20 protein-coding genes are annotated in these 26,209 nt (G+C 54.2%); 17 read left to right on the top strand and 3 right to left on the bottom strand.

The features are described 5' to 3' along the window. Positions 1 to 152: 152 nt before the first annotated feature. The 3 genes from thiL (at position 153) to uppP (ending at position 4,282) form a co-directional block, all read left to right on the top strand. Complete coding sequence (gene thiL / locus M1136_10735) at positions 153 to 1,175, top strand: thiamine-phosphate kinase (GenBank protein MCL5076102.1); 1,023 nt, start codon at positions 153 to 155, stop codon at positions 1,173 to 1,175. Positions 1,176 to 1,382: 207 nt separating this feature from the next. Further along, entirely contained in the window at positions 1,383 to 3,464 is a 2,082-nt protein-coding gene (locus tag M1136_10730; protein ID MCL5076101.1) for a sodium-translocating pyrophosphatase, read from the top strand. A gap of 11 nt (positions 3,465 to 3,475) precedes the next feature. Continuing rightward, complete coding sequence (uppP, locus tag M1136_10725) at positions 3,476 to 4,282, top strand: undecaprenyl-diphosphatase UppP (protein ID MCL5076100.1); 807 nt, start codon at positions 3,476 to 3,478, stop codon at positions 4,280 to 4,282. Between the two features lie 31 nt (positions 4,283 to 4,313). On the opposite strand, the gene trpS is transcribed toward uppP, so the two are convergent. Beyond that, complete coding sequence (trpS, locus tag M1136_10720; GenBank protein ID MCL5076099.1) at positions 4,314 to 5,303, bottom strand: tryptophan--tRNA ligase; 990 nt, start codon at positions 5,301 to 5,303, stop codon at positions 4,314 to 4,316. 191 nt (positions 5,304 to 5,494) lie between these two features. Between trpS and fdhF the strand changes: the two genes are divergently transcribed. Genes fdhF through M1136_10705 form a run of 3 tightly spaced genes read left to right on the top strand, consistent with a single transcriptional unit; the run spans position 5,495 to position 9,391 of the window. Then, a complete protein-coding gene (gene fdhF / locus M1136_10715; protein MCL5076098.1) occupies positions 5,495 to 7,531 on the top strand; it encodes a formate dehydrogenase subunit alpha in 2,037 nt (678 codons plus the stop codon). 1 nt (position 7,532) lies between these two features. Continuing rightward, entirely contained in the window at positions 7,533 to 8,561 is a 1,029-nt protein-coding gene (locus tag M1136_10710; protein ID MCL5076097.1) for a 4Fe-4S dicluster domain-containing protein, read from the top strand. Between the two features lie 41 nt (positions 8,562 to 8,602). Continuing rightward, positions 8,603 to 9,391 (top strand): FAD/NAD(P)-binding protein, encoded by a 789-nt coding sequence (locus M1136_10705; protein ID MCL5076096.1) that lies wholly within the window; start codon positions 8,603 to 8,605, stop codon positions 9,389 to 9,391. 33 nt (positions 9,392 to 9,424) lie between these two features. Here M1136_10705 and thpR read toward each other — a convergent pair whose 3' ends face one another. Further along, a complete protein-coding gene (thpR, locus tag M1136_10700; GenBank protein ID MCL5076095.1) occupies positions 9,425 to 10,045 on the bottom strand; it encodes an RNA 2',3'-cyclic phosphodiesterase in 621 nt (206 codons plus the stop codon). Next, complete coding sequence (locus tag M1136_10695; GenBank protein MCL5076094.1) at positions 10,042 to 10,941, bottom strand: amidohydrolase family protein; 900 nt, start codon at positions 10,939 to 10,941, stop codon at positions 10,042 to 10,044. Before M1136_10695 ends, thpR begins: the two co-directional genes overlap by 4 nt. 166 nt (positions 10,942 to 11,107) lie before the next feature. Here M1136_10695 and M1136_10690 point away from each other — a divergent pair, with 166 nt between their 5' ends. The 11 genes from M1136_10690 (at position 11,108) to mfd (ending at position 26,059) form a co-directional block, all read left to right on the top strand. Next, the gene (locus M1136_10690) at positions 11,108 to 11,845 is read left to right on the top strand and encodes a GntR family transcriptional regulator (protein ID MCL5076093.1); all 738 of its coding nucleotides are present in this window, start codon (positions 11,108 to 11,110) and stop codon (positions 11,843 to 11,845) included. Positions 11,846 to 12,018: 173 nt separating this feature from the next. Beyond that, the gene (locus M1136_10685; GenBank protein MCL5076092.1) at positions 12,019 to 13,725 is read left to right on the top strand and encodes an ABC transporter substrate-binding protein; all 1,707 of its coding nucleotides are present in this window, start codon (positions 12,019 to 12,021) and stop codon (positions 13,723 to 13,725) included. A gap of 29 nt (positions 13,726 to 13,754) precedes the next feature. Then, positions 13,755 to 14,024, top strand: coding sequence for a hypothetical protein (locus M1136_10680; GenBank protein ID MCL5076091.1), 270 nt, complete (start codon positions 13,755 to 13,757; stop codon positions 14,022 to 14,024). A gap of 63 nt (positions 14,025 to 14,087) precedes the next feature. Then, complete coding sequence (locus tag M1136_10675) at positions 14,088 to 15,347, top strand: hypothetical protein (protein ID MCL5076090.1); 1,260 nt, start codon at positions 14,088 to 14,090, stop codon at positions 15,345 to 15,347. Between the two features lie 190 nt (positions 15,348 to 15,537). Next, positions 15,538 to 16,974 (top strand): argininosuccinate lyase, encoded by a 1,437-nt coding sequence (gene argH / locus M1136_10670; GenBank protein MCL5076089.1) that lies wholly within the window; start codon positions 15,538 to 15,540, stop codon positions 16,972 to 16,974. 21 nt (positions 16,975 to 16,995) lie between these two features. Next, positions 16,996 to 18,363 carry an MmgE/PrpD family protein gene (locus tag M1136_10665; GenBank protein ID MCL5076088.1) on the top strand — a complete coding sequence of 456 codons (1,368 nt, stop codon included), beginning with the start codon at positions 16,996 to 16,998 and terminating at the stop codon, positions 18,361 to 18,363. Between the two features lie 8 nt (positions 18,364 to 18,371). Then, on the top strand, positions 18,372 to 19,352 hold the full coding sequence (locus tag M1136_10660; GenBank protein ID MCL5076087.1) for an ABC transporter permease: 981 nt from the start codon (positions 18,372 to 18,374) through the stop codon (positions 19,350 to 19,352). Between the two features lie 5 nt (positions 19,353 to 19,357). Further along, positions 19,358 to 20,251 carry an ABC transporter permease gene (locus M1136_10655; protein MCL5076086.1) on the top strand — a complete coding sequence of 298 codons (894 nt, stop codon included), beginning with the start codon at positions 19,358 to 19,360 and terminating at the stop codon, positions 20,249 to 20,251. Continuing rightward, positions 20,251 to 21,261 (top strand): ABC transporter ATP-binding protein, encoded by a 1,011-nt coding sequence (locus M1136_10650; GenBank protein MCL5076085.1) that lies wholly within the window; start codon positions 20,251 to 20,253, stop codon positions 21,259 to 21,261. Before M1136_10655 ends, M1136_10650 begins: the two co-directional genes overlap by 1 nt. A 10-nt stretch (positions 21,262 to 21,271) precedes the next feature. Then, a complete protein-coding gene (locus M1136_10645; GenBank protein ID MCL5076084.1) occupies positions 21,272 to 22,243 on the top strand; it encodes an ATP-binding cassette domain-containing protein in 972 nt (323 codons plus the stop codon). A 255-nt stretch (positions 22,244 to 22,498) separates the two neighbouring features. Beyond that, positions 22,499 to 26,059, top strand: a complete 3,561-nt coding sequence (gene mfd, locus M1136_10640) for a transcription-repair coupling factor (GenBank protein MCL5076083.1) — start codon at positions 22,499 to 22,501, stop codon at positions 26,057 to 26,059. The last annotated feature ends 150 nt before the right edge of the window (positions 26,060 to 26,209 follow it).

Raw genomic sequence — 26,209 nt, 5'->3', positions numbered from 1 at the left:
CGGGGTATCGTTGAGAAGACGCTGGGGACTTTACCGTGGCTTATCGCCAAAGTGAGCTGGAATCCAATCTGGCCGAGTTTCAAAAAGCTGTGGGACGGCTAAAAATACTCGGGGCAGGGGAGTAAGTTAGGGCCCTATCTATGGTGGGAGCAATGCTTATCGAAGATCTTGGCGAGTTTGGATTCATCGATCGCCTAAGCAAAATGGTTGGCTACCCCGGAGGTGAGGTTGTGGCGGCGATTGGGGAAGACGTAGCTGTCATAAGAACCGTGGCTGACAATCTACTCCTGGTTACCTGCGATGCCCAGGTTGAGAACGTCCATTTCAGGTTGACCACTACTGAATCAAGAATGCTAGGACGCCGGGCCTTAGCGGTTAATCTGAGCGATATCGCGGCGATGGGTGGCCTGCCCACATATGCTTTGGTGTCCTTGTTCCTTCCGCCTGGTATCCAAGTTGAGTTGGTGGATCAGCTGTATGAGGGACTCATAGCGGAAGCCAAAGATTTTGGGGTGCACATTGTAGGCGGGAATACCTCCAGGTCCTCTTCAGGTCTGATCATAGATATTACTCTGTTAGGGGAGGTTGAGCCGGAATATGTGGTGTACAGAAGCGGCGCTCGTGTCGGCGACTCCATACTGGTCACAGGGCAGCTGGGCCATTCTGCGGCGGGCCTGGATCTTCTGTCGAGGGAGGGCACTCCGTGTCCTGAGAAGGCGGCTAACTTCCTGAAAGAGTGCCATCGCTTACCCAGGCCACGCCTGGCGGAGGGGCGAGTAATCGCAACAAGCGCTGTCTGTACAGCAATGATTGACATCAGTGATGGGCTGGCCGGTGACCTTGCGCACATCTGTGAGGCGAGCAAGGTAGGCGCCTTGCTCTGGCTGGATAGAGTGCCGGTCTCCGCTGAGCTACGTTATGCGGCTACAGCCCTCAAAATACCAATTTCAGATTATGTCCTTTACGGAGGTGAGGATTACGAGCTATTGTTTACCGTAAGGCAAGGCTCAGAAAGCATGATAATTAGGTCTATCCATGATGCTACAGGAACCATGGCGGCAGTGATCGGGAGGATTGTTCCTCCTGAAGAAGGGCTCAGGTTACAATTGCCTAATGGGACGATAGAACGGCTCGTTCCACGCAGTCATGACCACTTTCGTCCGATCGCCCTCTGAGCGTTCTAGGTGTTAAAAGCAGGAACCGCAAAGAGGTGACTGAGCGTGCCAAAATTGACCATCTTGATCGCAATTTTTATACTTTAGCGGTTTTAGGCTTTTTTCTGGTTATATAGACAGGGGTTGAATGGGCAACGCTGCCTAAGCGAAGACCGTCGCCATTTAAACAAATATAGGTAGCATCCTTTTAGAAAGGAGAGTCGATAGATGGATCTAGTGCTAGCAGTACCGTTGGCCGGCGTGGCCACGGTGATCTTTGTGGCTTATTTGGCCTGGGATGTATTACATAGGGATGCGGGGACCCCGCGGATGCGGGAGATCGCCGATATGATCTATGAGGGGGCGATGGCCTTCCTCAGGAGACAGTATCAAACCATAGCTATGTTAGCCGTAGTTACGGCCGTCATCATAGGCTTCTTGATCGGTTATTTCGGAAATAACCCAGACCTGGGCATCAGGACGGCTATCGCGTTCATGGCGGGAGCAGCTTGCTCAGGCTTATCCGGCTTCATCGGCATGTATGTGGCTGTGAAATCGAATGCGCGCACCGCCAGCGCAGCTACTCGTAGTCTTGGCGAGGCGATCACCATCTCTTTGCGTGGTGGGGCAGTCTCTGGATTTCTCGTCGTGGCCTTGAGTCTGTTGGGTGTGGCTGGCATCTTCTACCTTTATGGTGGAGCCCAAAACCCGGCCCAAGTCCCCTTCTTAATCGTTGGTTTCGGTTTTGGCGCCAGTTTTATGGCTTTGTTTGCTCAATTAGGGGGAGGGATATATACCAAGGCAGCCGACGTGGGGGCTGATCTGGTGGGCAAGATTGAGGCGGGCATTCCGGAAGATGATCCGCGCAATGCGGCCGTTATCGCTGATCTGGTGGGCGATAATGTAGGGGATTGCGCCGGCCGTGGTGCTGACCTCTTCGAATCCACTGCGGCTGAGAATATCGGTGCCATGATTCTCGGCGTGGCCATTTTTGTATACACTCACAATCCAGCCTGGATTATGTTCCCTTTAGTGGTTCGAGCCTTTGGCTTATTCGCTTCCATCATTGGGCTGCTGTCTGTACGTGGTCGTGAGGGTGAGAACCCGATGCGTGCCCTGGATCGAGGCTACTATGTTACTGCGGTGCTTTCGGCCGTCGCCATGTACTTTGTGACCACTCATATGTTACAGAATAGTTGGTTTGTCTTATCCGGACTAATCGGCATTGCCACGAGCATCGCTTTCGTGTATATCACTCAATACTACACCTCCGGCAGTTGGCGACCGGTACGAGAGATCGCGGAGGCGTCCAAAACAGGACCGGCCACGAACATAATCGTCGGCACGGCCGTGGGCTATGAATGTACGGCCAGCACAGCTATAACTATCTCGCTGGCCTTGATTGGTGCCTATTGGTTCGGGATGCAAAGCGGCCTTCCCCATGGAGGCATATATGGCACAGCGGTGGCGACGATGGGGATGCTGATGACCTGCGCCTACATTCTGGCTATGGACACCTTTGGTCCCATCACAGACAACGCTGGGGGCATAAACGAGATGTCCAGAGCACCAGCTGACGCGCGTCACATCACCGACGCCCTAGATGCTGTTGGAAATACGACGAAGGCCTTAACCAAAGGCTATGCCATCGGTTCAGCCGCCTTGGCGGCCTTCCTTCTCTTCAGTGCCTACCTGGATAAAGTGGCGGAGGTGACTGGCCATCCTTTTAATACGGTAAATATTGCCAAGGTGGAGGTTTTTGTTGGCGCTTTATTGGGGGCGATGCTAGTCTATCTCTTTAGCTCGCTGGCCATCCGTGCAGTGGGCCGGGCGGCAAGCAGCATCATTGAGGAGGTGCGCCGCCAATTTCGCGAGGACCCCGGTATCATGGCTGGCACATCGCGGCCCGATTTCGGCCGTTGCGTTGATATTACCACGCGCGCGGCCTTGCGCGAGATGGTCGCACCTGGATTGCTAGCCGTAGGTATGCCCGTTGTTGTCGGGCTGCTCCTGAAGGCTGAGGCTGAGGCGGCTCTTCTTATGGTGGGTACGATAGCTGGTATCCTCCTGGCCACGGTGCTCAATAACGGTGGTGGGGCTTGGGATAATGCCAAGAAGTTCATCGAGGCTGGCCATCTAAGGGGTAGCGATGGAAATATCGTTATGAAGAAGTCGGCAACCCACGCCGCAGCTGTCGTCGGTGACACAGTGGGAGACCCATTCAAGGATACAGCTGGACCATCGCTACACGTCCTGGTTAAGCTCTTGAGTACCATCACTTTAGTCCTAGCCCCGTTATTCATTGGTTAGGCGGTGATGTGATGGATCTGATTCAGGCCTTAATTCTGGGGATCGTTCAGGGACTCACAGAGTTCATACCGGTGAGCAGCTCTGCTCATCTGGTCCTTGTTCCCTGGTTACTTCGCTGGCCAGAGCCGGGACTGGCCTTCGACACTGTGCTCCATCTCGGTACACTAATGGCTGTGCTCCTCTTTTTCTGGCGCGATTTTGTCTCTCTTTTCGACGGCTGGTTGCGCAGTCTTGTCGGCCGGGGGCGTAGTTCGGATGGAAGATTGGCCTGGTTGGTTCTCTTGGGGACTATCCCCGCGGGTATCGCCGGCACAACGCTGGGTGGGTGGTTCGAAGCCATGTTCAGTCAGCCGCACTTAGTGGCCATATTCCTCCTGGTCACCAGTCTGTCCTTGGCCGTCGCTGAGTACCTGGGACAACAGCGCAGGGATATGCCAGAACTACGACCCCTTGATGCCGTCGTGGTGGGATTGGCTCAAGCTCTGGCCATCGCTCCCGGTATCTCCCGTTCCGGTGCCACTATTTCGGCTGCTATGCTGCTGGGAACGACCCGATCAGCTGCGGCCAGGTTCAGTTTCTGGTTGGCGGCGGTGGTTATCTTTGGGGCTGGTGGGGTAGAGGTGCTCCATCTGCTGCGGACAGGGGAGGCTATTACCAGGTTGGTTCCCCTCACTATCGGATTTTTGGCTGCGGCAGGCACGGGCTACGCCTCTATTGGCTTTCTCCTTCGTTATCTACGCACCCGTGGGCTCTACGTCTTTGCCCTTTATTGTGCTATCCTTGGCCTTGCTGTGCTGTTCCTACCAGTAGTTCGTTAGCTGTTAAAAAGCGCCTTAGAGAGCGGACAGACTAGCGATGGGAATAGGCCATATGCATAGCCTGTCGTACCAGCCTTAGGCTCTCCTGCGCCTCCAGGCGGGCCCGTTTTGACCCTTCGTGTAGCAGAGACATAACTTGCTCTCGACTTACCCGTTCTCGGATTTCGCGGAATGGTTGCAGGCGTTGGACAAGGCGTTCGGCCAGTTCTTTTTTACAAGCGACACAGCCAATGCGGCCAGCCCGGCAATCATTCTCCAGCATGGCGATGTCCGTTTGTCCGAGGGCACGGTGGTAGGCAAAAACGGTGCAGATTTCGGGGTGACCCGGATCGCGTAGATAAATCTTCTGGGGATCGGTAATCGTGCCCATTACCTTCTCCCTTATTTCCTCGGAGGTGGCTGAGAGAGGGATGGTGTTACCATAACTAGTGTGCATCATCCTCCCATCCGTGCCTGGCAGGCGTGGTGTCGGACTAAGAACAGCCTGGGGCTCGGGAAAAACACTAGTGTAGAGGCTGTTGAAACGCCGTGCTATCTCTCTTGAGAGTTCGAGGTGGGGCAATTGATCTTCCCCTACGGGCACAGCGTTGGCACGGTAAACAAGAATATCAGCGGCTTGCAGCACCGGGTAAGCCAGAAGACCAAGTGAAGCCCTTTCACCTAAGTGGAGCTCCTTCTTTTGCTCTTTATAGGTGGGGTTTCGCTGTAAGCGTGACACTGTAACGAGCATTGAGAAGAGCAGGGACAGTTCAGCGTGCTCCGGTACAGCCGATTGCAATAACATGGTGCTGCGCTCAGGGTTGATCCCGGCGGCCAGCCAGTCACAGAGCATCTGGTAGATATTCTCCTCTAGTCTATCCGTGTGGGCGTAGTCGCTTGTCAAGACGTGCCAATCGGCGACCAGGAAAAAGCACTCATATTCATCCTGTAAGCGGGCCCAGTTCTCCAGGGTTCCCAAAAGATGTCCTAAGTGTCGTCTGCCCGTGGGCCGATGTCCAGTCAGTATCCGCCCTTTTTTCATTCTCTGGTCTCTCCTCTATTATGGCCGAAATTCCGTTTCGCCCGCATTGTAACATAGCATCTATCTGATGGGCAACGAAGTAATAGACGGTGCAGATACAAGACTTCATCTTGAAAGCTCAATTATCGTGAGTTATAGTAGGAGGGCGTCGTTAGTCCCACGGCAAGATCCTAACGGATGGAGGACAAAGTATGAGCGTGGAAAAAGTACTTACAACCTGCGTATATTGTGGAACCGGATGTGGCCTGTATCTGTGTGTCGACCGTGGCAAAGTGATGGGCATCGCCCCAAGTCGGGCGCATCCTGTTAGCCAGGGGCGACTTTGCCTCAAGGGATGGAATGCTCACCAGTTTGTGCACCATCCGCAGAGATTGACTGATCCGCTTATCAAGCGAAACGGGACGTTTGCTAAAGCCTCCTGGGATGAAGCGTTAGACTTGGTTGCTGAGAGGCTCACAGAAATAAAACAGAGATATGGCAGCGATAGCCTGGGGGTTCTTAGCTCGGCCAAGTGCACGAACGAAGAAAATTTCGTGATGATGAAGTTTGCGAGAGCTGTCTTAGGGACCAATAATGTGGACCACTGTGCACGACTTTGCCACGCTTCGACTCTCACCGGTTTGGTCAAAGCGTTCGGCAGTGGGGCAATGACTAATTCTATCGCTGAGATCAAAGATGCAAATGTCATCTTTATCATTGGCAGCAATACTACTGAGCAGCACCCCGTTATTGCAGCCGACATACTTAGGGCGGTAGATAACGGATCTAAATTGGTCATCATCGATCCGAGAGTGATTCACCTGAGTCAGTTTGCCGATATGCACCTTCGATTAAGGCCAGGGACAGACGTTGCCCTCATGAATGGGCTAATGAACGTGATAATAGAGGAGGGTTTACACAATTCTAGCTTCATCGAGGAACGGGTGGAAGACTTTGGTGAACTAAGGTCCATACTCCAAAAATATAAGGTAGACGATGTAGCACAGATCACTGGGGTTCCGGTTGATGACCTTAGGGCTGCAGCCAGGCTGTATGCCAGAGCTGAGAAGGCCACCATCTTGTATTGCATGGGCATCACCCAACATACTACAGGTACAGATAACGTACTAGCCTGTGCTAACCTAGCCATGCTTTGTGGCCATGTGGGTAGGGAGGGAACCGGTGTAAATCCGCTGCGAGGGCATCAGAATGTCCAGGGGGCTTGTGATATGGGAGCCTTACCCAATTTTTACGCCGGATATCAGCGTGTAGCTGACGAGATAGCGAGGCAAAAATTTGAACAGGTATGGAGAATAAGACTGCCAGCTAATGTAGGCTTGACGGTGGTTGAGATGATGGATGCAGCGGTAGAGAGGAAAATCAAGGCGATGTATATTATGGGTGAAAATCCGATGGTAAGCGACCCCAACATAAATCAGGTGAAACGCGCTCTTGAGAGTCTAGATTTTCTGGTGGTGCAAGATATCTTTCTTAGTGAGACAGCTGAGCTTGCTGACGTGATATTGCCAGCTTGTAGCTTTGCCGAGAAGGACGGTACCTTTACTAGCACTGAGAGGCGGGTCCAGAGAGTACGAAAAGCTATAGCCCCCATAGGGGCTACTCGACCTGATTGGGACATCATCTGTGACGTTGCTCGCAGGATGAGCTATGATATGTGCTATAACTCACCTGAGGCGATAATGGAGGAGGTATCTACCCTCGCCCCAATATATGGCGGGATTCGCTATGACCGGCTGGATGATTTTGGGTTGCAGTGGCCTTGTCCTACGCCGGATCATCCCGGCACAAAGTATCTTCACAAGAATACCTTCGCTCGAGGGAAAGGCAAGTTCCATGCTGTGGACTATCTACCTCCTGCGGAAATATCAGATGAGCAGTATCCATTTGTATTCACTACGGGTAGAATCCATTATCATTTCCATAGTCGGACAATGACCGGGAGATCAGAGGCCTTGAACAGGGAGGCTCCGGAGGGTTATATCGAGATTAACCCTGCTGATGCTAAAGAACTGAATATACGACACGGAGGCAAAGTTAAAGTCTCATCAAGGAGGGGGCAAATCATTACCAAGGCCTTCGTCACCGAGAAGGTGCCACCAAAGACCGTATTTATGCCCTTCAATTTTGGGGAAGCGGCGGCCAACATGCTAACCAATCCTGCCCTGGATCCAATGGCAAAAATACCCGAGTATAAGGTCTGTGCCATTGCCTTAGAAAGGAGTGATTAAAGTGGCTTTGGCATGGGAGCTGGACAAGCAAAAAGTGCTGCAGTGGCTCGAGATCTTGAGAGGAGAGTATGAGGTCATTGCACCGGTGAGGATACAAGGAGAAGTTGTCTTCAATTCTCTATCAGCTACTAATCACATCGCTCTTGACTATGAAAATACGCTGATGCCACCAAAGGAATTTTTCTTGCCGCCTAGTGAAACTATGTTTAGTTTTACCATCGGAAAGAGTGGCTTTGATATAGTATTTCCGGAGAAAAAACAGGAGGAGAGAGTAATTTTCGGCATGCGTCCCTGTGACGTGCATGCCCTATTTATTCTGGATAATGTCCTCGGTGGGGACCAAAGGGACGAGTATTATCTCTTGCAGAGGGAGAGGAGCACTTTAGTGGCCCTTAACTGCAGTAGGCCGGCAGCGAGGTGCTTTTGTGGCCTCACTGGGGCAGGTCCTACCTTGTCAGGTGGTTTTGATGTCCTTCTTACGGAGCTCGATGCTTTCTACTTTGTGGAGGTTGGTTCGGAAATGGGCATGGAGCTAGTTGATAAGGGGTCAGGCCTGTTTCGGAAGGCAAGTGAGCAAAGTCAGAGGAAGAAGGAGCAGGTAGTTGAACAAGCGAAAAATCTTTTTACCAGGCCTGCCGATCCTGGGGAGGTGACACGAAAGATGGAGGCTTGCTTCAACGATGGCCGGTGGGCGCAACTAGGGGAGAGGTGCATGGAGTGTGGGGGCTGTACCTACCTGTGCCCTACTTGCTACTGCTTTGATGTCGTTGATAGGGTACACAACAAAGAGGGTAGCAGGCTGCGGTGCTGGGACTGTTGTCTCCTTCCAGGTTTTACTAGAATGGCGGGGGGTATAAACCCAAGGGATAGTAAGGAAGCAAGAATAAAGCAACGATTCTATCATAAATGGGATTACTTTGTAGAGAGATTTAGTATACTCCAGTGTGTAGGGTGTGGCAGATGTACTGAGACTGCGTTGTGCCACATAGACTGGGAACAAGTATTCCGATCCGTAGTAGGTGAGCGATAGACATGAGAAATCTATATGCACCTTATCCAGCGGTAATCAGGATGGTAAGGGAGGAAACTTACGATACTAAGACATTTGGTTTATGTATCGAGGGTGAGCGGTATAAGAGGGAGTTTCAGTACAGGCCTGGACAGTTTATAGAGCTATGCCTTCTTGGGTATGGCGAATCACCCCTCTCAATAGCATCTGCCCCCGGAGAGATGGGATACCTTGAATTATGTGTGAGAAGAGTGGGAAGAGTGACTGGGGTGCTGCACTGGCTTAGTGATAACGATGTCATCGGTATCAGGGGTCCCTTCGGGAATGGATTCCCCGTCGAGGAGATGAAAGATAAAAATCTAGTTTTCGTGGGTGGAGGACTGGGGTTAGCCCCTTTGAGATCGCTAATTTGGACAGTGTTTGCCAACCGGATGGACTTCAGAAAAGTAACTATCTTATATGGAGCACGAACCCCAGCTGACCTGCTCTTCCGGGACGAGCTTAAGATATGGGCGGATATGGATGATTCAGAGGTGCTGGTAACGGTAGACGTCAGTTCAGGAGACTGGCAAGGCCATGTCGGGGTAGTCACTACCTTGTTCGACAAAGCGTCGATCTTAGCGGATAACTCTGTCGCTATAGTCTGTGGACCGGCCATCATGTTCCGTTTTGTGATAAAGGAGCTACTCGAGATGGGTTTCTCTGAAGAAGCCCTACTATTGACTCTCGAACGGCATATGAAATGTGGCATCGGCAAGTGTGGTCACTGCAATATAGGTCCGAAATACGTCTGCCTGGACGGACCCGTTTTCCGTTACAAGGAGTTGAAACGGTTTTCGGAGGCATTTTAAATCCATAGAATTGATTATCCAAAAAGATAATGATTAATCGCAACCCAACAATGGGATCTCAGCCATTCGGCTATAGAGAGGACCAGTTGGCCTAAGTTGGCTGCGCATAACGGCTATGGATTCGACGACGAACGTGGCCGGGATGGGTACAGGGGCGAACTCGACTACCTCACCGATGGATTCCTGCGTCTTAGGATCGACGCTCTCTCTTACCCGCCCAAGGGTTAGGTGAGGACTGAATGGCCGTTTCTCTTGAGAAAAACCCAATTTTCCTAAAACATTGTCTACTTGCGCCTGGAGGGCCACTAGTTGTGGCAGGTCGCCCTCCAGCCCCACCCAGAGAACGCGTGGTCGCTTCGGATGAGGAAACACACCCAGCTTCCCTAAACGTAAGGTGAAACTGCTGTGCTCACCAACGGCCTGACGCAGTTCCTGTTCGATCTGGGGCACCATGTGAGCGGCTACATCGCCCAAAAATTTTAGGGTCAGATGGATAGCGTCTGGGTCAACCCAACGGATAGCCCTGGCTATATCGTACCTTCGTTTGGCCGCTTCTGCCCGAAGCCAATTTTGAACCTCGGCCATTTCCATCCTGATCTCTGGGGGCAATTCGATGGCGATGAAGGTACGGAACATCTCGCCAGCTTTCATCATCGCTTCCCTCCAGATGATTTATGCCCTGGGTGGTTGCTGAGACGAGGTGGGGGAAGGATTCTTTTGGCATTTCTCTCTAAGATGGCCTCAAGGTCCACAGGAGCGAGGTTAAGGCGACGTATCTGGTTGATAAAACCTTGTTGACTGAGCAAGGGGAAGTCGCTGCCGAAGAGGATTTTCGAAGCGCCCACGAGTGAAATAACAATAGGGAAGATGCGCCAGTCGTAGAGAAGCGGAGAGGCGGCGGTATCATAATAGACGTTTCGAGTCACTTCAGCAACTTCGGGCATCAACTCGTAGAAGGGGAGCCCCCCACCCCAATGGCAACATACTAAACACAGCTCTGGGAAACATCTTGCCAGGTAGTACAGCGATTGCAAAGATACCGTGCCTTTGCCAGGATAGCAATGACCGATGGGTTCACTGGTATGGGTGAGAAGCAGTAGATTATGGGCGATGGCTGCCTCCACAACCGGCCTGATGGTTATCTCGTCGTCCCATTGGAAACTTTGTCCATCTGGGTTAAGCTCGCCAATTCCACACATCCCAGCGCCCAGGCAGCGTTCGATCTCGCTGACGGCTCGGGCACCCTCCTTTACCTGCACAGAGGCAAATCCGAAGAGACGCTCTGGATAAAGATTTATGGCCTGCGAGATATAGTCATTGTGTTCCCGGCAGAGTCCGGGGTCAGCCCAGCCGAATCCGCAGACAACTGCTTGATCAACGCCGGCCTGATCCATCGAGGTAATGAGGTCTTCTAAAGAGGCCAATCTGGCTCGGGGGGAGCTATAGAGTTGACGGAACCAGGCGTCTCTCTTGAGATATTTTTCTCTGGAGGCGCGCACTTCAGGGGGGAAGATATGGGTGTGAAAGTCAACGATCAAAGGAATCCTCAACAGGATGATGACTCTTTTGTGGCCATTACACTACCACGCCAGGCCAGGGAAGTCAACACGTCGAGCCAATAGCTACTTGACAAGTTGGCAATTTGTACTAAAATGTAAAATGTAATATCTGAAATATCACATTTTAATCTAGTACTATACTCAGGGGGAAAAGTTTTTGGATACACGGATGCAAATGTCACGCAATACTCCTCATTTGCCAAATGCCTTGTATGACTTGCAGCCCATAGAACAGTCCTATCTGGCTGAAAGGGTGCATGCTATCTTGAAGGATCAAATCCTTAGGCAGTCTCTGCGGAGTGGCAGCCAGATCGATATCGATGAAATAGCTAAGTCCCTGCGTGTGAGCCGCACCCCGGTGCAGGAAGCCCTTCGGCAGCTCGACAACGAAGGTTTAGTTGTCATCGAGCCTCGCAAGGGTACATTTGTGAAGCCGCTTACCGTTCAAGACTTCATCGAGGCTGTCGACCTTCGCGAAAATCTGGAGTTGTTCGCAGCTAAACTAGCCATCGATCGGGCTACCGATGAGGAGATAGCACGCCTTCGCACCCTGGTGGGCGAGTTCACCCCGTTCTTTGCCCCCGACGGCCGCAGGACAGATATTGCAGGGTTCTCTTGTAAGAACGCTGAGTTCCATGACCATCATTTTCAGATGGCCCGAAACGGCAAATTGCTCCAGGCTTATCGGACCCTGAACATCGATGTTATCCAAACGCGAGTCTATTTCCATCATGAGGCTCGCAGCGCGCTACAGGTCAATGAAGAGCATCTGGCCATCGTCGGTGCCTACGAGCACCGCGACCTCGCAGCTTTGAGCCACGCCATCTTGGTGCACTGTCAGCGCGGTAAACAGGCCATGTTGGACATCATTGAGCAGGCCGGAGGCGCTCTGTAATTTCTGGTGGAAAGGGGACAAGGGGTATGTCCAGGGAAGGCTGGGGTAAAGTAAGGAGGTGAGATGCCAAGACATAGAGGCTAATTTGCGATCGAACCGATGTCCTCTGGGTGTAGCGTATAGGTTCAGAAGTGTATGGGTTTGGAAAAGGAGAATAGACGATGGATCAGCAAATGTCAGGTAGCATCGACAAGTTATCAAAAAAGAAAATCGACCGCCGAACGCTTCTCAAGCTAGGCGCTGGTGCAGTGGGTGCGCTGACCCTCGATTCACTTCTGGCCAGCTGTGCCCCGGCACCATCACCAACACCAGTTCCGCCGACGCCGACTAAAGTCGTCGTAGCGACGCCGACGCCCACACCACCAAAGCCCAAACAAGGTGGGACACTGGTGGTAGCCCTGGGCGCGAATCCCGAGCACCTCGATATTTCCCTTAGTTCCAGTGTCATGGTTGGACTCCCCGCCTCTGCAGTAACAGAAGGCTTGGTGCGAATAAACCGTGAGTATCAACTGAGGCCCGCTCTGGCCAAGTCGTGGGAAGTCAGCACAGATGGTAAGACCGTGACATTTCACCTGCGGACCGGCGTCAAGTGGCATGATGGAAGGCCCTTCACATCTGCCGATGTCAGGTACACATTTGAGAAACTTTCGCCGGTGCACCCGCGTGCTGCGCCGGTCCTTAAGCGCGTCGAATCGATAGAAGCCCCCGATGACCAAACAGTGGTCATCAAGCTGAAAGCGCCTTTTGGGCCCTTCCTTGATATTTGCACCGCGGAGAACATCGGGATTCAGCCCAAACACATCTTCGAAGGAACAGACCCTCTTAAGAACCCCGCTAATCTACGCCCAATTGGCACAGGCGCATTCAAGTTTGATTCGTGGAAGCCCGGCGAAAGCATTGCGCTTGTGCGCAACCCGGACTATTGGGATCCTGGCAAACCTTATCTCGACAGGCTCGTGTTCCGGGTGCTTCCAGATAGCAGTGCCCGCATTCTGGCCCTAGAGGCCGGCGACATCGATTATATCTCCAATTACGATATAGCCTTTACTGACGTAGCGCGCCTCGAAAAGTCGAAGGAGATCGTAGTCGAGAGAGGGCGCGGACATCCGCGGGTGTTGCTCCTCTTCTTCAACGCTAAGAAAACACCTCTGAGTGATGTGCGTGTGCGCCGGGCACTTTTCCGAGCTCTCGACCGTCAGCTGATGCTAGACAGCGCCTACGGCGGAATCGGTGGACTCGGAACCTCCTCTATACCACCGGGATTGCGCTGGGCTTACAATCCGGACGTGGATTATATGAAGATGTATGCGTTTGATCTCAAGCGAGCCGATAAGGAATTGGATGACGCTGGATATCCGAAACGTGCCGATGGCAGCCGCTTCGAGATCCGCTTCTTGTACGATCCAGCCCAGCCAGGTTTCAAGGAGATCGCCGACATTGTTCGGGCCAACTGGGGGTCGGTAGGTGTCAAGGTTACTCTGGAATCCCGTGAGCGGTCGGTGTGGCTAGACATGCTCTATATGAAGAAAGATTATGACACCTCTATCGCTTTTTACACATCGGCGGGCGACCCATTTTTCGGAATCCAACGTACCTATATCTGTGCAGACATTCGGCCTGCCTCGTTTACCAACGCCTCGCAGTACTGCAACCCTGCCCTCGACGATCTGTTTGAGAAGGGCGCCAGCGCGGTCACCAGGGAAGAGCGAGCTAAGTACTACCGCGAGGCCCAGACGATCATCGCCAGAGATATTCCCTCGGCCGTGTTGCTGGACTCGGGCTTCGCCGATGCCATTCGAGACAAGTTCGGCAACTTAAAGGAGTTCTTCAATTCACCTGAAACGACATCTCCTTGGTACGCGGAAATTTACCAGAAATAGCTTGGATTAGAGTCATTCGGAGCGTAAGCATGCGGATCCATGTGCCCGTGCCTCCGGCAGAGACTGAACAGATCAGAGTGGTATCGCGGCTTGCGAGAGGGGACCGGCCGAGGTTGCTGGTGCTGAATAGTGGACGCGCTGCTGGTCAACCCTTCCTGGAGACCCTGCTGTCCAGTCTACAGCAGACGGGGCTCTATCGGGTGATCGACAGCCAGCTGATACCGAGCGGCGCAAATCTTGATCAGGTGACCGATGCCGCTCGGCAATATGACGCTACAGTCATAGGCGTGGCCGATTGAGGAGCCTGCACGGCGTGGAGTGTCCACGCTGCGGCGGCCATCGAAAGGATTAGTATCCCTGCAGTGGTCATTGTTACGGAACCCTTTGCCTCACTGGCTCGCCTGCATGCCCGACAGCAAGGCTACGCAGCGATGGCGATCATGACGGCGTCCCACATATTTTCGGGTCTCTCCGCAATGGGGAAGCTGGAGGCTGCCAGCGATCTGGCCCAAACCATCTCGGAAGCCCTCTTCACACCACAAGGTGGGCAGGAGCTTCCCAGCATAGGGGACCGACCTCCGACTCCATATCTTGAACTTGAATCGGAAGAACAGTTCGAGGCGCTTGCCGATGACAGGGGCTGGGGCGATGGCTTTCCCCTCCGGGCCCCAACTCAGGAGCGGCTTGAGACAATGCTCGACAGCGTCCGTGGGGACCCGGAACGGCTCGTAGCCGTCGTCCCTCCCAGGATGGGGCGAATGTCTCTTCGCTATCTGGCGACCAACGCCATCATGGCAGGCTGTTCAGCAGAGGCTTTGCCCACTCTGTGTACTGCTGTTCAGGCGGCGTGCGATCCTCTCTTTCAGTTGGGCCTGCTCCTGTCCACTACGAGTCCAACCACCACTCTGGTCATCGTCAATGGACCTGTGGTGAGACACCTCGGCTTGAACAGTACCACGCGGGCTATGGGGGCTGGGTGTCGTGCCAATGCGACGCTGGGCCGGGCAGTGAGGCTAACCCTACGAAATGCTGGCGGTGAAGCAGGCGTTACGGGCAAATCGACGCTAGGTCAACCGGGCGATTATTCCTTCTGCTTTGCTGAGAATGAGATGGAAAGCCCTTGGCCGCCGCTCTCTGTGGAACAAGGTATTCCCGAGGGGCAAAGCGCTGTTACCGTCGTTCCTGCAACAGGCGTCTGCGAGATCCGCGACAGCGCGAGTACGGAGCCTGAGGACCTGCTGTTTACGCTCTCGCAGTCCCTGGTCCTGGCGGGCTTGGTCGGCCCCAGTGGGACAGCCATGATCAATGGACATCTCACGCTGGTGCTCTGCCCTGAGCACGCTCGTATCTTCGGTAAGGGAGGGCTGAGCCGGGAGGCGGTCCAGCGCTGGATCTGGGGGCATTCCCATGTGAGGGCAGACATGCTCTCCCCAGCCAATCGACTTAAGTTGCAGATGACCCGGGCTAGCTGTGGTCTGCCGGCGAGCTTCGATCAACTCCCAATCACCAAATCGCCCAACGATATCCTGATCGTCGTCGCCGGAGGGGTTGGTGCTAAATCGGCCTACATACCGGGCTGGGGGAGCAGTCAGGCTGTCACTTATCCTATCGTTGATCTGTGAATTGGTAGACAAAAGTTTGAGTGTCTTTGACCAGGCGGTGTGGTTTACAAGGTCGTTTAATTCTCAGAATCTATGAGCTGCGTGCTCCCACGTGAGGCATGAAAGGAGAAGGAGTATCTTGATGCGTCAGCAAAAGCAGACAGAATATCGAGGGTTTCGAACTGCCGGAATCCGGCTGATGGAAGAGTTGGTGCCCAATTTGGTTGACCACAGGAGCGATCGGATCCTGCCACGGCTATATACCATTCATATGTTCGACAAGGCTCACCTGGTGATGCTGACCGAAGAGGGCCTGATCCCACGCGCGGATGGTGTGGCAATGCTTAAGGCATTGCGCAAGATGGAGGAGTCTGGTGTCGAAACCGTTCGGCTGGAGGTGCAAGGCGGCATGCATTCGGGCGAACAGTACCTCATCCGCCAGCTTGGGGAGTCGGTGGGGGGCCGCATTCATTTGGGACGCAGTTCGGGCGATTTGGGCGAGGTCTCCACACGGATTTACATTCGCGACCGGCTGTTGGAAGTGATGGACAAGGTTATCCGGTTGCGCCGGGTGCTGATTGATCTGTCCCAGCAGCACCTGGATACGGTGATGCCCGGCTACACGCACGCCCAGCATGCCCAACCCACCACCTGGGGCCACGTTCTCCTCTCATGGGCCTCCGTGTTGGAGCGCGACTTCGATCGGCTCTATCTGCTGTTCGGCCATGCCAATCGGAGTCCAGCTGGAGCAGCCATTTTGACCGGCTCGGATTTCCCTTTGAACCGTCACCGGGTGGCAGAGCTACTTGGGTTCACCTCTGTGGAAAAGAACACCTTCGATGCTATTCTCAGCCACGATAATCTATTCGAAACAATGTCGGCTCTTGCTATCCTTCACATGAACCTGGCCCGCTGGTCAGATGACCTGATGCTGTTCAGCACTTCGGAGTTCAACCTGATCGATTTTCCTGATCGGTTCTGCGGCACCAGCAGCATCATGATGCAAAAGAAGAACGCCTATGCTCCCCAAGAGACCAAGGGCGCCGCAGCGGAGACTGTGGGTGGACTGGTCACGGCGTTTCTGGTCGAGAAAGATCCAACCGCAGTTCCAATTCTAGACCGAGAGTACACGCGGCAGGCCATTATGCGCAGCTTCGAAAAGCTGACTCGCGATCTCGGCTGGATGATCGAGTTCATGCCAGCTCTGAAGATCAACAAGGAGCTCATGCGCGAACGTGCAGGGGCGTACTGGGCACAGGCTACCGACGTAGCCGGTGCCCTCGTCCGTGATAAGGGACTGCCTTGGCGAACAGCGCATCAGATAGTCGGGATCCTGGTGCGCTACACAAACGAGCGAGGCATCAAGCCTGCGGATGTGACCCCTGAGTTATTGGATGAGGCAGCCATCGAGTATATGGGACAGCCGGTTGGATTGAGCGTCGAGGTACTGCGCGATGCGCTTGACCCAACAGCCTTCGTCAATCGCCGGACCCTTTACGGTGGACCCGCGCCGCGGGAAGCGGGGCAGCGCCTGTCCGAGTACGAGGCGGCACTGTCTGAGGATAGTCGTAAGCTCGTGGCCGCTCGCGAACAGGTCAAGCGTGGCGCTATGGCACTGGAGCAGGCCATTGATCGTCTGCTCGCATGATCCAAATACTCAGGGTGACCGATGGCAGGATTGACTCTTTCTCAACAACTTGCGGCCGCTCTGTGCGGGCTAAGCCCGGATAATATCCCTGCTGCGGTCTTGCACGCGGCGAAACGAGTCCTCCTCGACGCCCTCGGCGCCGGGCTGGCGGGCTGCTCTACGCCCGAGGTCGAAGCCCTTGTCCGTGCGGCACAATCCTGGCAAGGCAATGGAGCGGTTACCGTCTGGGGACGGCCCGAACGTCTGGCGGCGCCTCACGCGGCCTTGGTCAATGGCACCGCTGTCCACGCTCGCGAAATCGATGACTTTGGCGGTTGTGGGCATTCCGGCGCGGTTGTCATTCCAGCGGTGCTAGCAGCCGCCGAGCTGTCGCACCCTACTGGGCTCGACCTTCTTGTGGCGATCGTTGCGGGATACGAGGCTGCTGCACGTGTGGTCGACCTGGTGGGCGGTTACGCAGCTCACAACGCGGTAGGCTGGCACAGCACAGGGACCTGCGGCGTGTTTGGTGCAGCAGCGGGTGCCTCGCGCATCTTGGGCCTCTCTCTCGAGCAGACCGCACATGCTCTGGGGTTGGCCGGCTCTTACACAGGTGGCATCTGGTCATTCATCGCTGATGGCGCAATGAGCAAGCGCTTGCACGCTGGTAAGGCCGCTGAGGCCGGAATAGTCGCCGCTTACCTGGCCCGAGAGGGCCTGACTGGCCCAAGCCACATCTTTGAAAACGATTGGGGTAGCTTTACCAGCCTGTACGGGGGCGAACGGGCAATGCCGGATGCCCTATTATGTGACCTTGGTAAGGAATTTCTCATCCTCCGCAGTGGCTTTAAACCCTACGCCTGCTGTCGAGCATGCCACAGCTCCCTAGACGCGGTCTTGCAGCTTCGTCAGCTCCATAATCTGAGTGTCTCCCAAATTCGTCATGTTGTGATCCACTCTTCTGAGCAGACCGCCCGGCAAGTGGGCAAGCAGGATGTTAAGAATGTCCTTGATGCCCAGATGAGCCTGCCATACAGCGTGGCCATGGCGCTCAGCGTGGGAAGGGCAGACCTCGAACATTTCCAGGCACCATATCTTGACGACTCCACTATTCGGGACCTAGCCTCGCGAGTGGCTGTCGTTGCTGAGTCCGCTCGGCCGTTGGACAGCCAGCCGACGGTGGAAGTCTATCTCATCGATGGTCGTGTGTTCTCAGCCACTGTAGAACATGCCAAAGGTGAACTTAGTAATCCGATGTCCGATGAGGAGCTCGAGACAAAATTTCTATCCCTGGCCGGAATGAGAGTCCACCGAGAACGCACGGAGCGACTGCAGGACCTCGTTTGGAATCTTGATCGACACGCCTCAAGTGCAGGCCTGATCAGCCTGCTCGCCGAACAGGAAGAGTGATAGACGGTATGACAAGATTCATCTTGCGCCGGCTGATCGAAGCTGTCCCCCTATTGCTGGCAGTGGTGGTGGTCAATTTTCTGATCATCCACCTTGCGCCGGGCGACCCGGTACAGGCGCTGGTGGGCAACTTCCCGGCGCCTCCAGAGTACGTGGAACGCGTGCGCAAAGAGTTCGGCCTCGATCAGCCGGTGTGGCGCCAGCTCGTCGACTATACTAGCAATGTCGCGCGGGGCAATCTGGGATTCTCCTTCGCAAATCGGCGACTGGTCAAAGACCTGATTCTCGAACGTGCGGCAAACACGCTCATACTCACCTTATCCGCGCTCACGTTTGCCGCTGTGCTCGGCGTGCTACTGGGTGTGAGCGCAGCAAGGCATCCTCGTACTTGGCAGGATACTCTGGTTACATCGGGCTCGATCTTGGGCTTCTCAATCCCCGTGTTCTGGCTTGGCCAGATGCTCATTCTACTCTTCGCCGTCCAGTTTGGCTGGTTGCCAGCCCAGGGGATGACCTCGGCCCGAGAGCAATACGACAGCTTGGGCGCTCTAGTTGACATCGGTCGGCACCTCATTTTGCCCGCCGTCGCTCTGAGTGTGCGCTACTTGGTTTCTAACGCGCGCCTGACGCGAGCTAGTATGTTGGAGGTTTTGGGCAGTGACTACATCGTGACTGCCAAAGCAAAGGGTGTGCCCATTGGTCGCATCCTCTATGTGCATGCCCTGCGCAATGCTCTTCTGCCAGTGATCACATCCATTGGATACAATTTTGGATATGTCTTAGCTGGCTCAGCGCTGGTAGAAACGGTGTTCGCCTGGCCGGGCTTGGGACGGCTTTTGTATGACTCGATGGCAACGCGTGATACTCCGGTTATCTTGGGCATCTTCCTCACAGTTGCCAGCATGGCCATTCTAGCAAACCTGCTCACTGACCTAGCCTACAGCTGGTTGGATCCCCGAATCCGTCGGACCCAGGTGAAGGGAGGTTAGTCGGTATGACAGGGCAACATCCCCTGGTGATGCAGCCTTCAATTAGTCAGACGATGCAGCGCTGGCAAGGGCTTCTAGATGGGTGGCGACGTTTCAGTAAGGGTAAACTGGCCGTGTTTGGGCTGTGTGTGGCGGTGCTCACTGTGCTGCTGGCCATGTCCGCCCCGCTGCTGACAGGCTATGATCCGCTGGCCATTAGCCGTGAGCGGCTGCTTTCCCCCACCTTAGTGCACCCAATGGGAACTGATAATGTCGGTAAGGACGTCTTCAGCGGGGTGCTGTATGGAAGCAGGGTTTCCTTGACCGTTGGTCTGCTAGCCGCATTCACCTCCTTCTCCGTCGGTCTTTTGATTGGCAGCCTGGCGGGCTACTATGGTGGGTCCCTCGACAGCCTGTTGATGCGCATCTCCGAGTTTTTCCAGATCATGCCACGCTTCTTCCTGGCGCTCTTGGTTGTGGCCATGCTAGGCGGTGGTCTTGAGAAGACGATTGCAGTCATCGGATTGTTGAGCTGGCCCGCAACAGCCCGAATCGTCCGAGCCCAGTTCCTGGCGCTCAAAGAGCGCGAGTTCGTTGAATCAGCACGAGCGATCGGATTTGGAGACCGGCATATCATCATTTCAGAGATTCTGCCAAATGCGCTACCCCCTGCCATTGTTCAAGGGACGCTGGACATCGCCCTGGCGATCTTGTTGGAGGCGAATTTGAGCTTTTTTGGTCTTGGGGACCCGCGTATGCCTAGCTGGGGCGAGATGCTCAACCGGGCGCAGCCCTTCCTCCGCAGTGCCTGGTGGATGTCTGTGTTTCCCGGTACCGCTATCTTTATCAATGTGCTGGCTTTCAACCTTGTCGGAGATGGGCTCAATGATTTGCTGAATCCCGAATTAAAGGAACGTTGATGAGACCTGGGACACATACCCAACAACCCCTGTTGGAACTGCGGGGGCTAAAGACCTGGCTATACATGTCTCGGGGCATTGTTCACGCCGTGGACGGCGTCGATCTAACGGTGTTTCCCGGAGAAAGTGTGGGCCTGGTGGGAGAATCGGGCTGTGGAAAGACGATGACTGCACGCTCAGTTCTTCGGCTGTTACCCGAGCCGCCAGCTAGGATCATAGGCGGTCAGGTGCTGTTTGGTGGGAAGGATCTGCTTGCACTTAGCAATGCCAAGATGGAGCAGGTCCGAGGGGCCGAGATCGCTATGGTGTTCCAGGATCCCTTCACGTACCTGAACCCGACCATGTGCATTGGGGATCAGATTGCTGAGGCTGTGTGGTTGCACCAGGGCGCTGTTGGCGTTGACAACCAAGTGGGTCAGGCACTCGAAAGAGTAGGGCTACCGGCCGACGCAGATTTTCGCCGCAGATATCCACATGAACTCAGCGGGGGCATGCGTCAGCGTGTCCTGATCGCCATCGCGTTGGCCTGTCAACCCAAACTATTGATTGCTGATGAACCTACGACCGCGTTAGACGTAACTTTGCAAGCTCAGATCCTGGCCCTACTCTGCAAGCTTAGAGTGGAGTTATCATTGGCGCTATTGTTGATCACCCATGACTTGGGAATTGTAGCTGAGCTATGTGATAGAGTGTACGTGATGTACGCCGGTCAGGTAATAGAAGAGGCTGCCGCAGTTAACCTTTTTGAGCAACCAAACCACCCTTACACGCAAGGGCTTCTGGCCGGAGCGCTGAGTATTGAGGAATTTCGACCGGTGCTGAAGACTATCCCTGGTACGGTCCCTGATCTGGTGGACCCAGACCCGGGATGTCGCTTTTGTCCACGCTGTGCTCAGGCGTTCGGCGACTGCATGGAAGATCCGCCGCTGATTACGTTGGGGGCCGGTTCAGTCGTCCGTTGTTGGCTCTATGCCACTGCTGGCAGCAGGAAAGTGGCAGTTGACCGGTAGGGGCGAACCTGTGCTCATAGCTGAAGGGCTCACCAAGCACTTCCGCATGTCTAGCGGATTTCTCAATCGTCGTCCCAGTCTCGTACGCGCTGTTGATGATGTCTCGCTTGAGATCGGAACCACCGAGACCCTGGCGTTGGTCGGCGAGAGCGGCTCAGGCAAGACGACGACCGCGAGACTGATATTGCGTCTCATCGAGCCAACGGCTGGGCGTGTGTTGTTCCAGGGACAGGATGTACATGCCTTGCGTGGCATGCCGCTCCGTCGCTTCCGGAAAGATGTACAAGTGATCTTTCAGGATCCACGTGCGGCGCTCAATCCTCGGAGGACCGTCTTCGAGATATTACGTGACCCGCTGTTGCTTCACGGCTTGGCCTCACAATCTGAAGTCCGTTCGATTGTTGCAGAGATCCTGGAACGCGTGGGGCTATCGCCGGCCTATCGATACCTGGATCGGTACCCGCGCGAGTTCAGTGGAGGGCAGCTCCAACGCATTTGCGTAGCGCGCGCTATCTCTCTGCAGCCCAGGCTAGTGGTAGCAGACGAACCAGTCTCTGCCCTTGACGTTTCCGTGCGCGCTCAGATCCTCCAGCTGATGCAATCCTTGCAGCAAGATAGTGGGCTGGCATATCTATTCATTACACACGATCTGGCTGTGGTGAGAGCTATAGCTCACCAGGTAGCGGTCATGTATCTGGGCAAAATCGTCGAGTCCGGGCCAGTGGAGAGCATCTTCACCGATCCCCTGCATCCCTACACGCGTGCTCTCCTTTCAGTAACTCCTGTCCCTAACCCACGTCGAGCCCGCGAACGGGATCGGATAATATTGCACGGCGAGATTCCATCGCCGGCCAATCCACCGAGTGGATGCCGCTTCCATACTCGCTGCCCGTTCGTTATGGATGCCTGTAGAACACAAGAGCCTAACTTGCGGCTGCTGAGCGAAGGTCACCAAGTTGCTTGTCATCTCATCAAGGGCTAAAGATAGTTCTGCTAGGCAAAGGCCTACGCAATCTCTAATCTACTCATAATCGTAACCTCATGCATTGTATTCCTCATCCTGGCTGAAAAATTAGTTTTCGGAAGCTTTGTAGACTCCATGCATTCTGCCGTGAGCGTTGTCCTCTAGAAAGACGACACCGATTCGAGGTCGTTTGATATAATACATAATATAAAATTGCCGAAAGGCTGCGGTGGATCGGTTCCGATCATCATTTGGTTCAGGGAGAGTTATGACTTGATCCTAGCCGGCTTACTCCCACTGATTGAGAACATGCACGACCTTCAGCACCTGGTAGCGGCCCTGCGCACCAGTTCCTGGAATTGTCTTCGAGTGGCTGTGATAGATGCGGCCAAACCAGCTCTTCTGGCCTGTCTCCAGCAGGGGCTTGATCGTCCAATGCTTTGTATCACAACAAGTGGACAACGTGCTCAGCAAGTTTACGACCAGCTATCAGCGTGGTCAGTTTCTCCAGACTTGATCCATTTGTACCCTGCACCCGACACCCTATTTTATGAACGCATCCCTGCCGATGTGAACGGACTGCGGCAGCGTCTCCGCAGTATGGCGGCCCTGGCCCAGCATTACGGCCCGCTGACCAATGTTTCGCCACCTGAGAACTCCCCCATCGTCGTAGCATCGGCGAAGGGCTTAATGCAAAGAATAACCCCTCCCCACCGCTTCGCCTCTGATACCCCTGTCCTAAGACAAGGGCAGTCCTTGAACCCGGCGGATATGCTCAGACATTGGCTGACCATCGGTTATTCGCCGGCCACTATGGTTGAAGAACCGGGAACGTTCAGTCGGCGTGGGGGTATCATCGATATCTTTCCCCTCACGAACACTGAGCCCGTGCGTATCGAGCTCTTCGGTGAGAATATAGAGAGCATTCGACTGTTTGATCCAGCGACCCAGCGATCCCTGGTGAAGGTATCCTCCGTTCTGATAACCCCTACGCTCTCTGTACCATCTCAAAAGGATAGGAGTGGGTTTGAGGCATTACTGAAGCTCGATCTCTCGCGCTGCCATTCAGAGGTACAAGAGGAATGGCGCCGGGATCTGGAGCGACTTGAGCGGGGGGAGTCATTCGCGGGGATTGAGTTCTACGCGCCATACTATACGGAGGCTACCATTCTTGATTATCTTCCGGCCAATGGGCTGCTGGTACTCGATGAGCCAGAAGGCGTGCAAACAGCTATCCAAGACCTGGAGCAGCAGGCAACCGAGTTGCGCCATGAGCTTATCCGAAGTGGGCAATTGCCCAGCGATTATGCTGTCCCTTACCTCGGCTGGGAAGAGCTCTCCACCAAATTAAGGCAAGGGGAACGTGTATTGAGCTTCGCCTGGCACGGGGATCAATTCTGTGGGGAGGATAACCTTTGGGATCTCCGGGAGAGTTTTCAGAATGTCATCGGCTATGGGGGAAGTCTCAATCTGGTTATGGATGATTGTCGGAAGGCTCTTCAAGATCGGAATAGGGTGGTGCTGGTCACGCAACAGTCCAAACGGCTGGCGGAGCTATTCCGAGAGGAGGAGCTTTTTGTCACATCTGTAGAACAGATTGAGCAAGCACCCCAGCCAGGTACGTTAAATATTGTTCATGGTTTGGTGGGTGGGGGGTTTCAGGTACCCGATAGTCGAGAGGGGCTCATTCTGCTCACAGACAGCGAAATGTTTGGATGGTCCAAGCCAAGGCGGGCGGTGCGCCGACGGGCTGCCCTTGAAGCGACTGTGTTGAGCGATTTAGAGATCGGTGACTTTGTGGTGCATATCGAGCATGGCATAGCTCGCTATCAAGGACTGACAAAACTGACCTCGAATGGGGTTGAGCGAGAATACCTGCTCTTGGAATATGCGGAGGGCGATCGCCTCTATGTTCCTACTGATCACTCCGATCGTGTGAGCCGTTATATTGGAGCTGGCGAATCTCTCCCAGTCTTACACCGCTTGGGCAGCCTGGAGTGGATGCGGACGAAAGAGCGTGCGAGAACAGCGGTCAAGAATGTTGCGAAGGAGCTGCTGGAACTTTATGCGGCGCGTGAGGTGAAACAGGGGTATGCCTTCGCTCCGGATAGCCCCTGGCAGGGTGAGCTGGAAGCATCCTTTCCCTATTTAGAGACGCCTGATCAGGCCCAGGTCATCGCTGAAGTCAAAATGGATATGGAAAAGAGTAAACCTATGGATCGCCTGATTTGTGGTGATGTCGGCTATGGTAAGACAGAGGTGGCTCTCCGGGCGGCCTTCAAGGCCGTTATAGACGGTAAGCAGGTAGCCATCTTAGTACCGACTACCGTCCTTGCTCAACAGCATTTCAATACGTTTCGAGAACGTCTCCAGCCTTTCCCCGTCCGTCTGGAAATGTTGTCTCGCTTTCGCTCTGCGGGGGAGCAAAGGGAAATCCTTCAGGGTTTGCGGCTGGGGACCATTGACATCTGCGTTGGTACGCATCGCTTAATCCAAAAGGATGTTGTATTTAGGGATCTGGGCTTAGTGATCATCGACGAAGAACAGCGGTTTGGTGTCGTGCATAAGGAGCGCTTGAAGCAGCTGCGAAAAGAGGTAGATGTACTTACCCTGACGGCGACGCCAATTCCACGCACGCTGCATATAGCCCTTACTGGCATCCGTGATATGAGCACGATAGAAACTGCTCCGGAGGATCGTCTTCCCATCAAAACTTACGTTTTGGTGTACGATGAAAGAGTCATTCGAGAGGGCATATTGCGAGAGTTGGAGCGCGGGGGCCAGGTTTATTTTGTGCACAACCGAGTGCAAAGTATATATGCCATTGCTGAGCACCTGCGCCGATTAGTTCCTGAGGCGCGCATTGCTATCGGACATGGACAAATGCTCGAAGAGCAGCTGGAAAAAGTGATGCTGGATTTCGCCGCCGGCCGGTATGACGTGCTCGTTTGTAGTACCATAATCGAGTCGGGCTTGGATATCCCGAACGTGAACACCATCTTTGTGAACGAAGCATATCGTTTTGGATTAGCACAGCTGTACCAGCTGCGCGGTCGCGTTGGTCGAGGGGCAAGCCGGGCCTACGCTTATTTCTTGTTTGATAGAGACAGAAAACTCACCCCGACGGCAGAGAAACGCCTGAGAACCATCTTTGAGGCCACCGAATTGGGGGCAGGATTTCGGATCGCCATGAAGGACTTGGAGATCCGAGGGGCTGGGAACATGCTTGGGGTGGAACAACATGGGCATATCGCCGCTGTTGGTTTTAATCTTTATTGTCGTCTTCTAGCTGAGGCCGTGCGGGAGTTACAGGGCAAGGAAGAGAAGGAACTCCCAGCTATCACTTTGGATCTACCTTTGAGCGCTTATCTGCCAGCTGATTATATTGAGGATGAACTGCAGCGCTTGAATCTCTATCAGCGACTGGCGGGCATGGGAAGTATAGACCGGCTTGGCCATATCGTCACCGAGGTGCACGATCGCTTCGGGCCCTTGCCGCCGCCAGCCCTCAATTTGATTTATCTGCTGCAACTCAGGCTATGGGCTGCCTTCGTGGGGATAGAGTCCATTTCCAGTGTTGGCAAGGAAATCATCATTCACCTGAACAGAGAGACCAAGCCAGAATGGCGTTCGCTTTTGCAACACTTTGGAAATGTCCTGAAAATAGGACACAGACAGATAAGGCTCAGCTACCAGTTAGCATCGGCGCATCCGCCTTCCGGCCATTTGGGGGGATCAGGGTACAAATGGATGGATACCTTGCAGCAGCTGCTGGAGTCTTTGGCTGAAGGGTCTATGGGCACAACGCACGTAGCAGCTGAGGAGTATAAGTAAACTTTTTCGGGCAACAATATATATGATTGCGTTCAGATGCCTCCGTGACAGTTAGAGGATGTTGATAAGTAGTAGTGGGGAGGGGGTATGGGGGAGGGGTATCCACATGTGGATAACTTCTTGCCCCAGGACTGGTCAAAAAGAGAGCCT

It is taken from the genome of Chloroflexota bacterium, assembly GCA_023475225.1.
Lineage (GTDB): Bacteria > Chloroflexota > UBA6077 > FW602-bin22 > JAMCVK01 > JAMCVK01.
This window is presented reverse-complemented; position numbering and strand designations above follow the sequence as displayed.

Bases quoted from the DNA above. Each gene is read 5' to 3' on its own strand.
- M1136_10705 (MCL5076096.1), top strand. From the start codon at position 8,603: ATGGTAAGGGAGGAAACTTACGATACTAAGACATTTGGTTTATGTATC.
- M1136_10685 (MCL5076092.1), top strand. From the start codon at position 12,019: ATGTCAGGTAGCATCGACAAGTTATCAAAAAAGAAAATCGACCGCCGA.
- M1136_10660 (MCL5076087.1), top strand. From the start codon at position 18,372: ATGACAAGATTCATCTTGCGCCGGCTGATCGAAGCTGTCCCCCTATTG.
- thpR (MCL5076095.1), bottom strand. From the start codon at position 10,045: ATGATGAAAGCTGGCGAGATGTTCCGTACCTTCATCGCCATCGAATTG.
- trpS (MCL5076099.1), bottom strand. From the start codon at position 5,303: ATGAAAAAAGGGCGGATACTGACTGGACATCGGCCCACGGGCAGACGA.
- M1136_10665 (MCL5076088.1), top strand. From the start codon at position 16,996: ATGGCAGGATTGACTCTTTCTCAACAACTTGCGGCCGCTCTGTGCGGG.
- M1136_10650 (MCL5076085.1), top strand. From the start codon at position 20,251: ATGAGACCTGGGACACATACCCAACAACCCCTGTTGGAACTGCGGGGG.
- M1136_10730 (MCL5076101.1), top strand. From the start codon at position 1,383: ATGGATCTAGTGCTAGCAGTACCGTTGGCCGGCGTGGCCACGGTGATC.
- fdhF (MCL5076098.1), top strand. From the start codon at position 5,495: ATGAGCGTGGAAAAAGTACTTACAACCTGCGTATATTGTGGAACCGGA.
- M1136_10680 (MCL5076091.1), top strand. From the start codon at position 13,755: ATGCGGATCCATGTGCCCGTGCCTCCGGCAGAGACTGAACAGATCAGA.
- M1136_10655 (MCL5076086.1), top strand. From the start codon at position 19,358: ATGACAGGGCAACATCCCCTGGTGATGCAGCCTTCAATTAGTCAGACG.
- thiL (MCL5076102.1), top strand. From the start codon at position 153: ATGCTTATCGAAGATCTTGGCGAGTTTGGATTCATCGATCGCCTAAGC.
- uppP (MCL5076100.1), top strand. From the start codon at position 3,476: ATGGATCTGATTCAGGCCTTAATTCTGGGGATCGTTCAGGGACTCACA.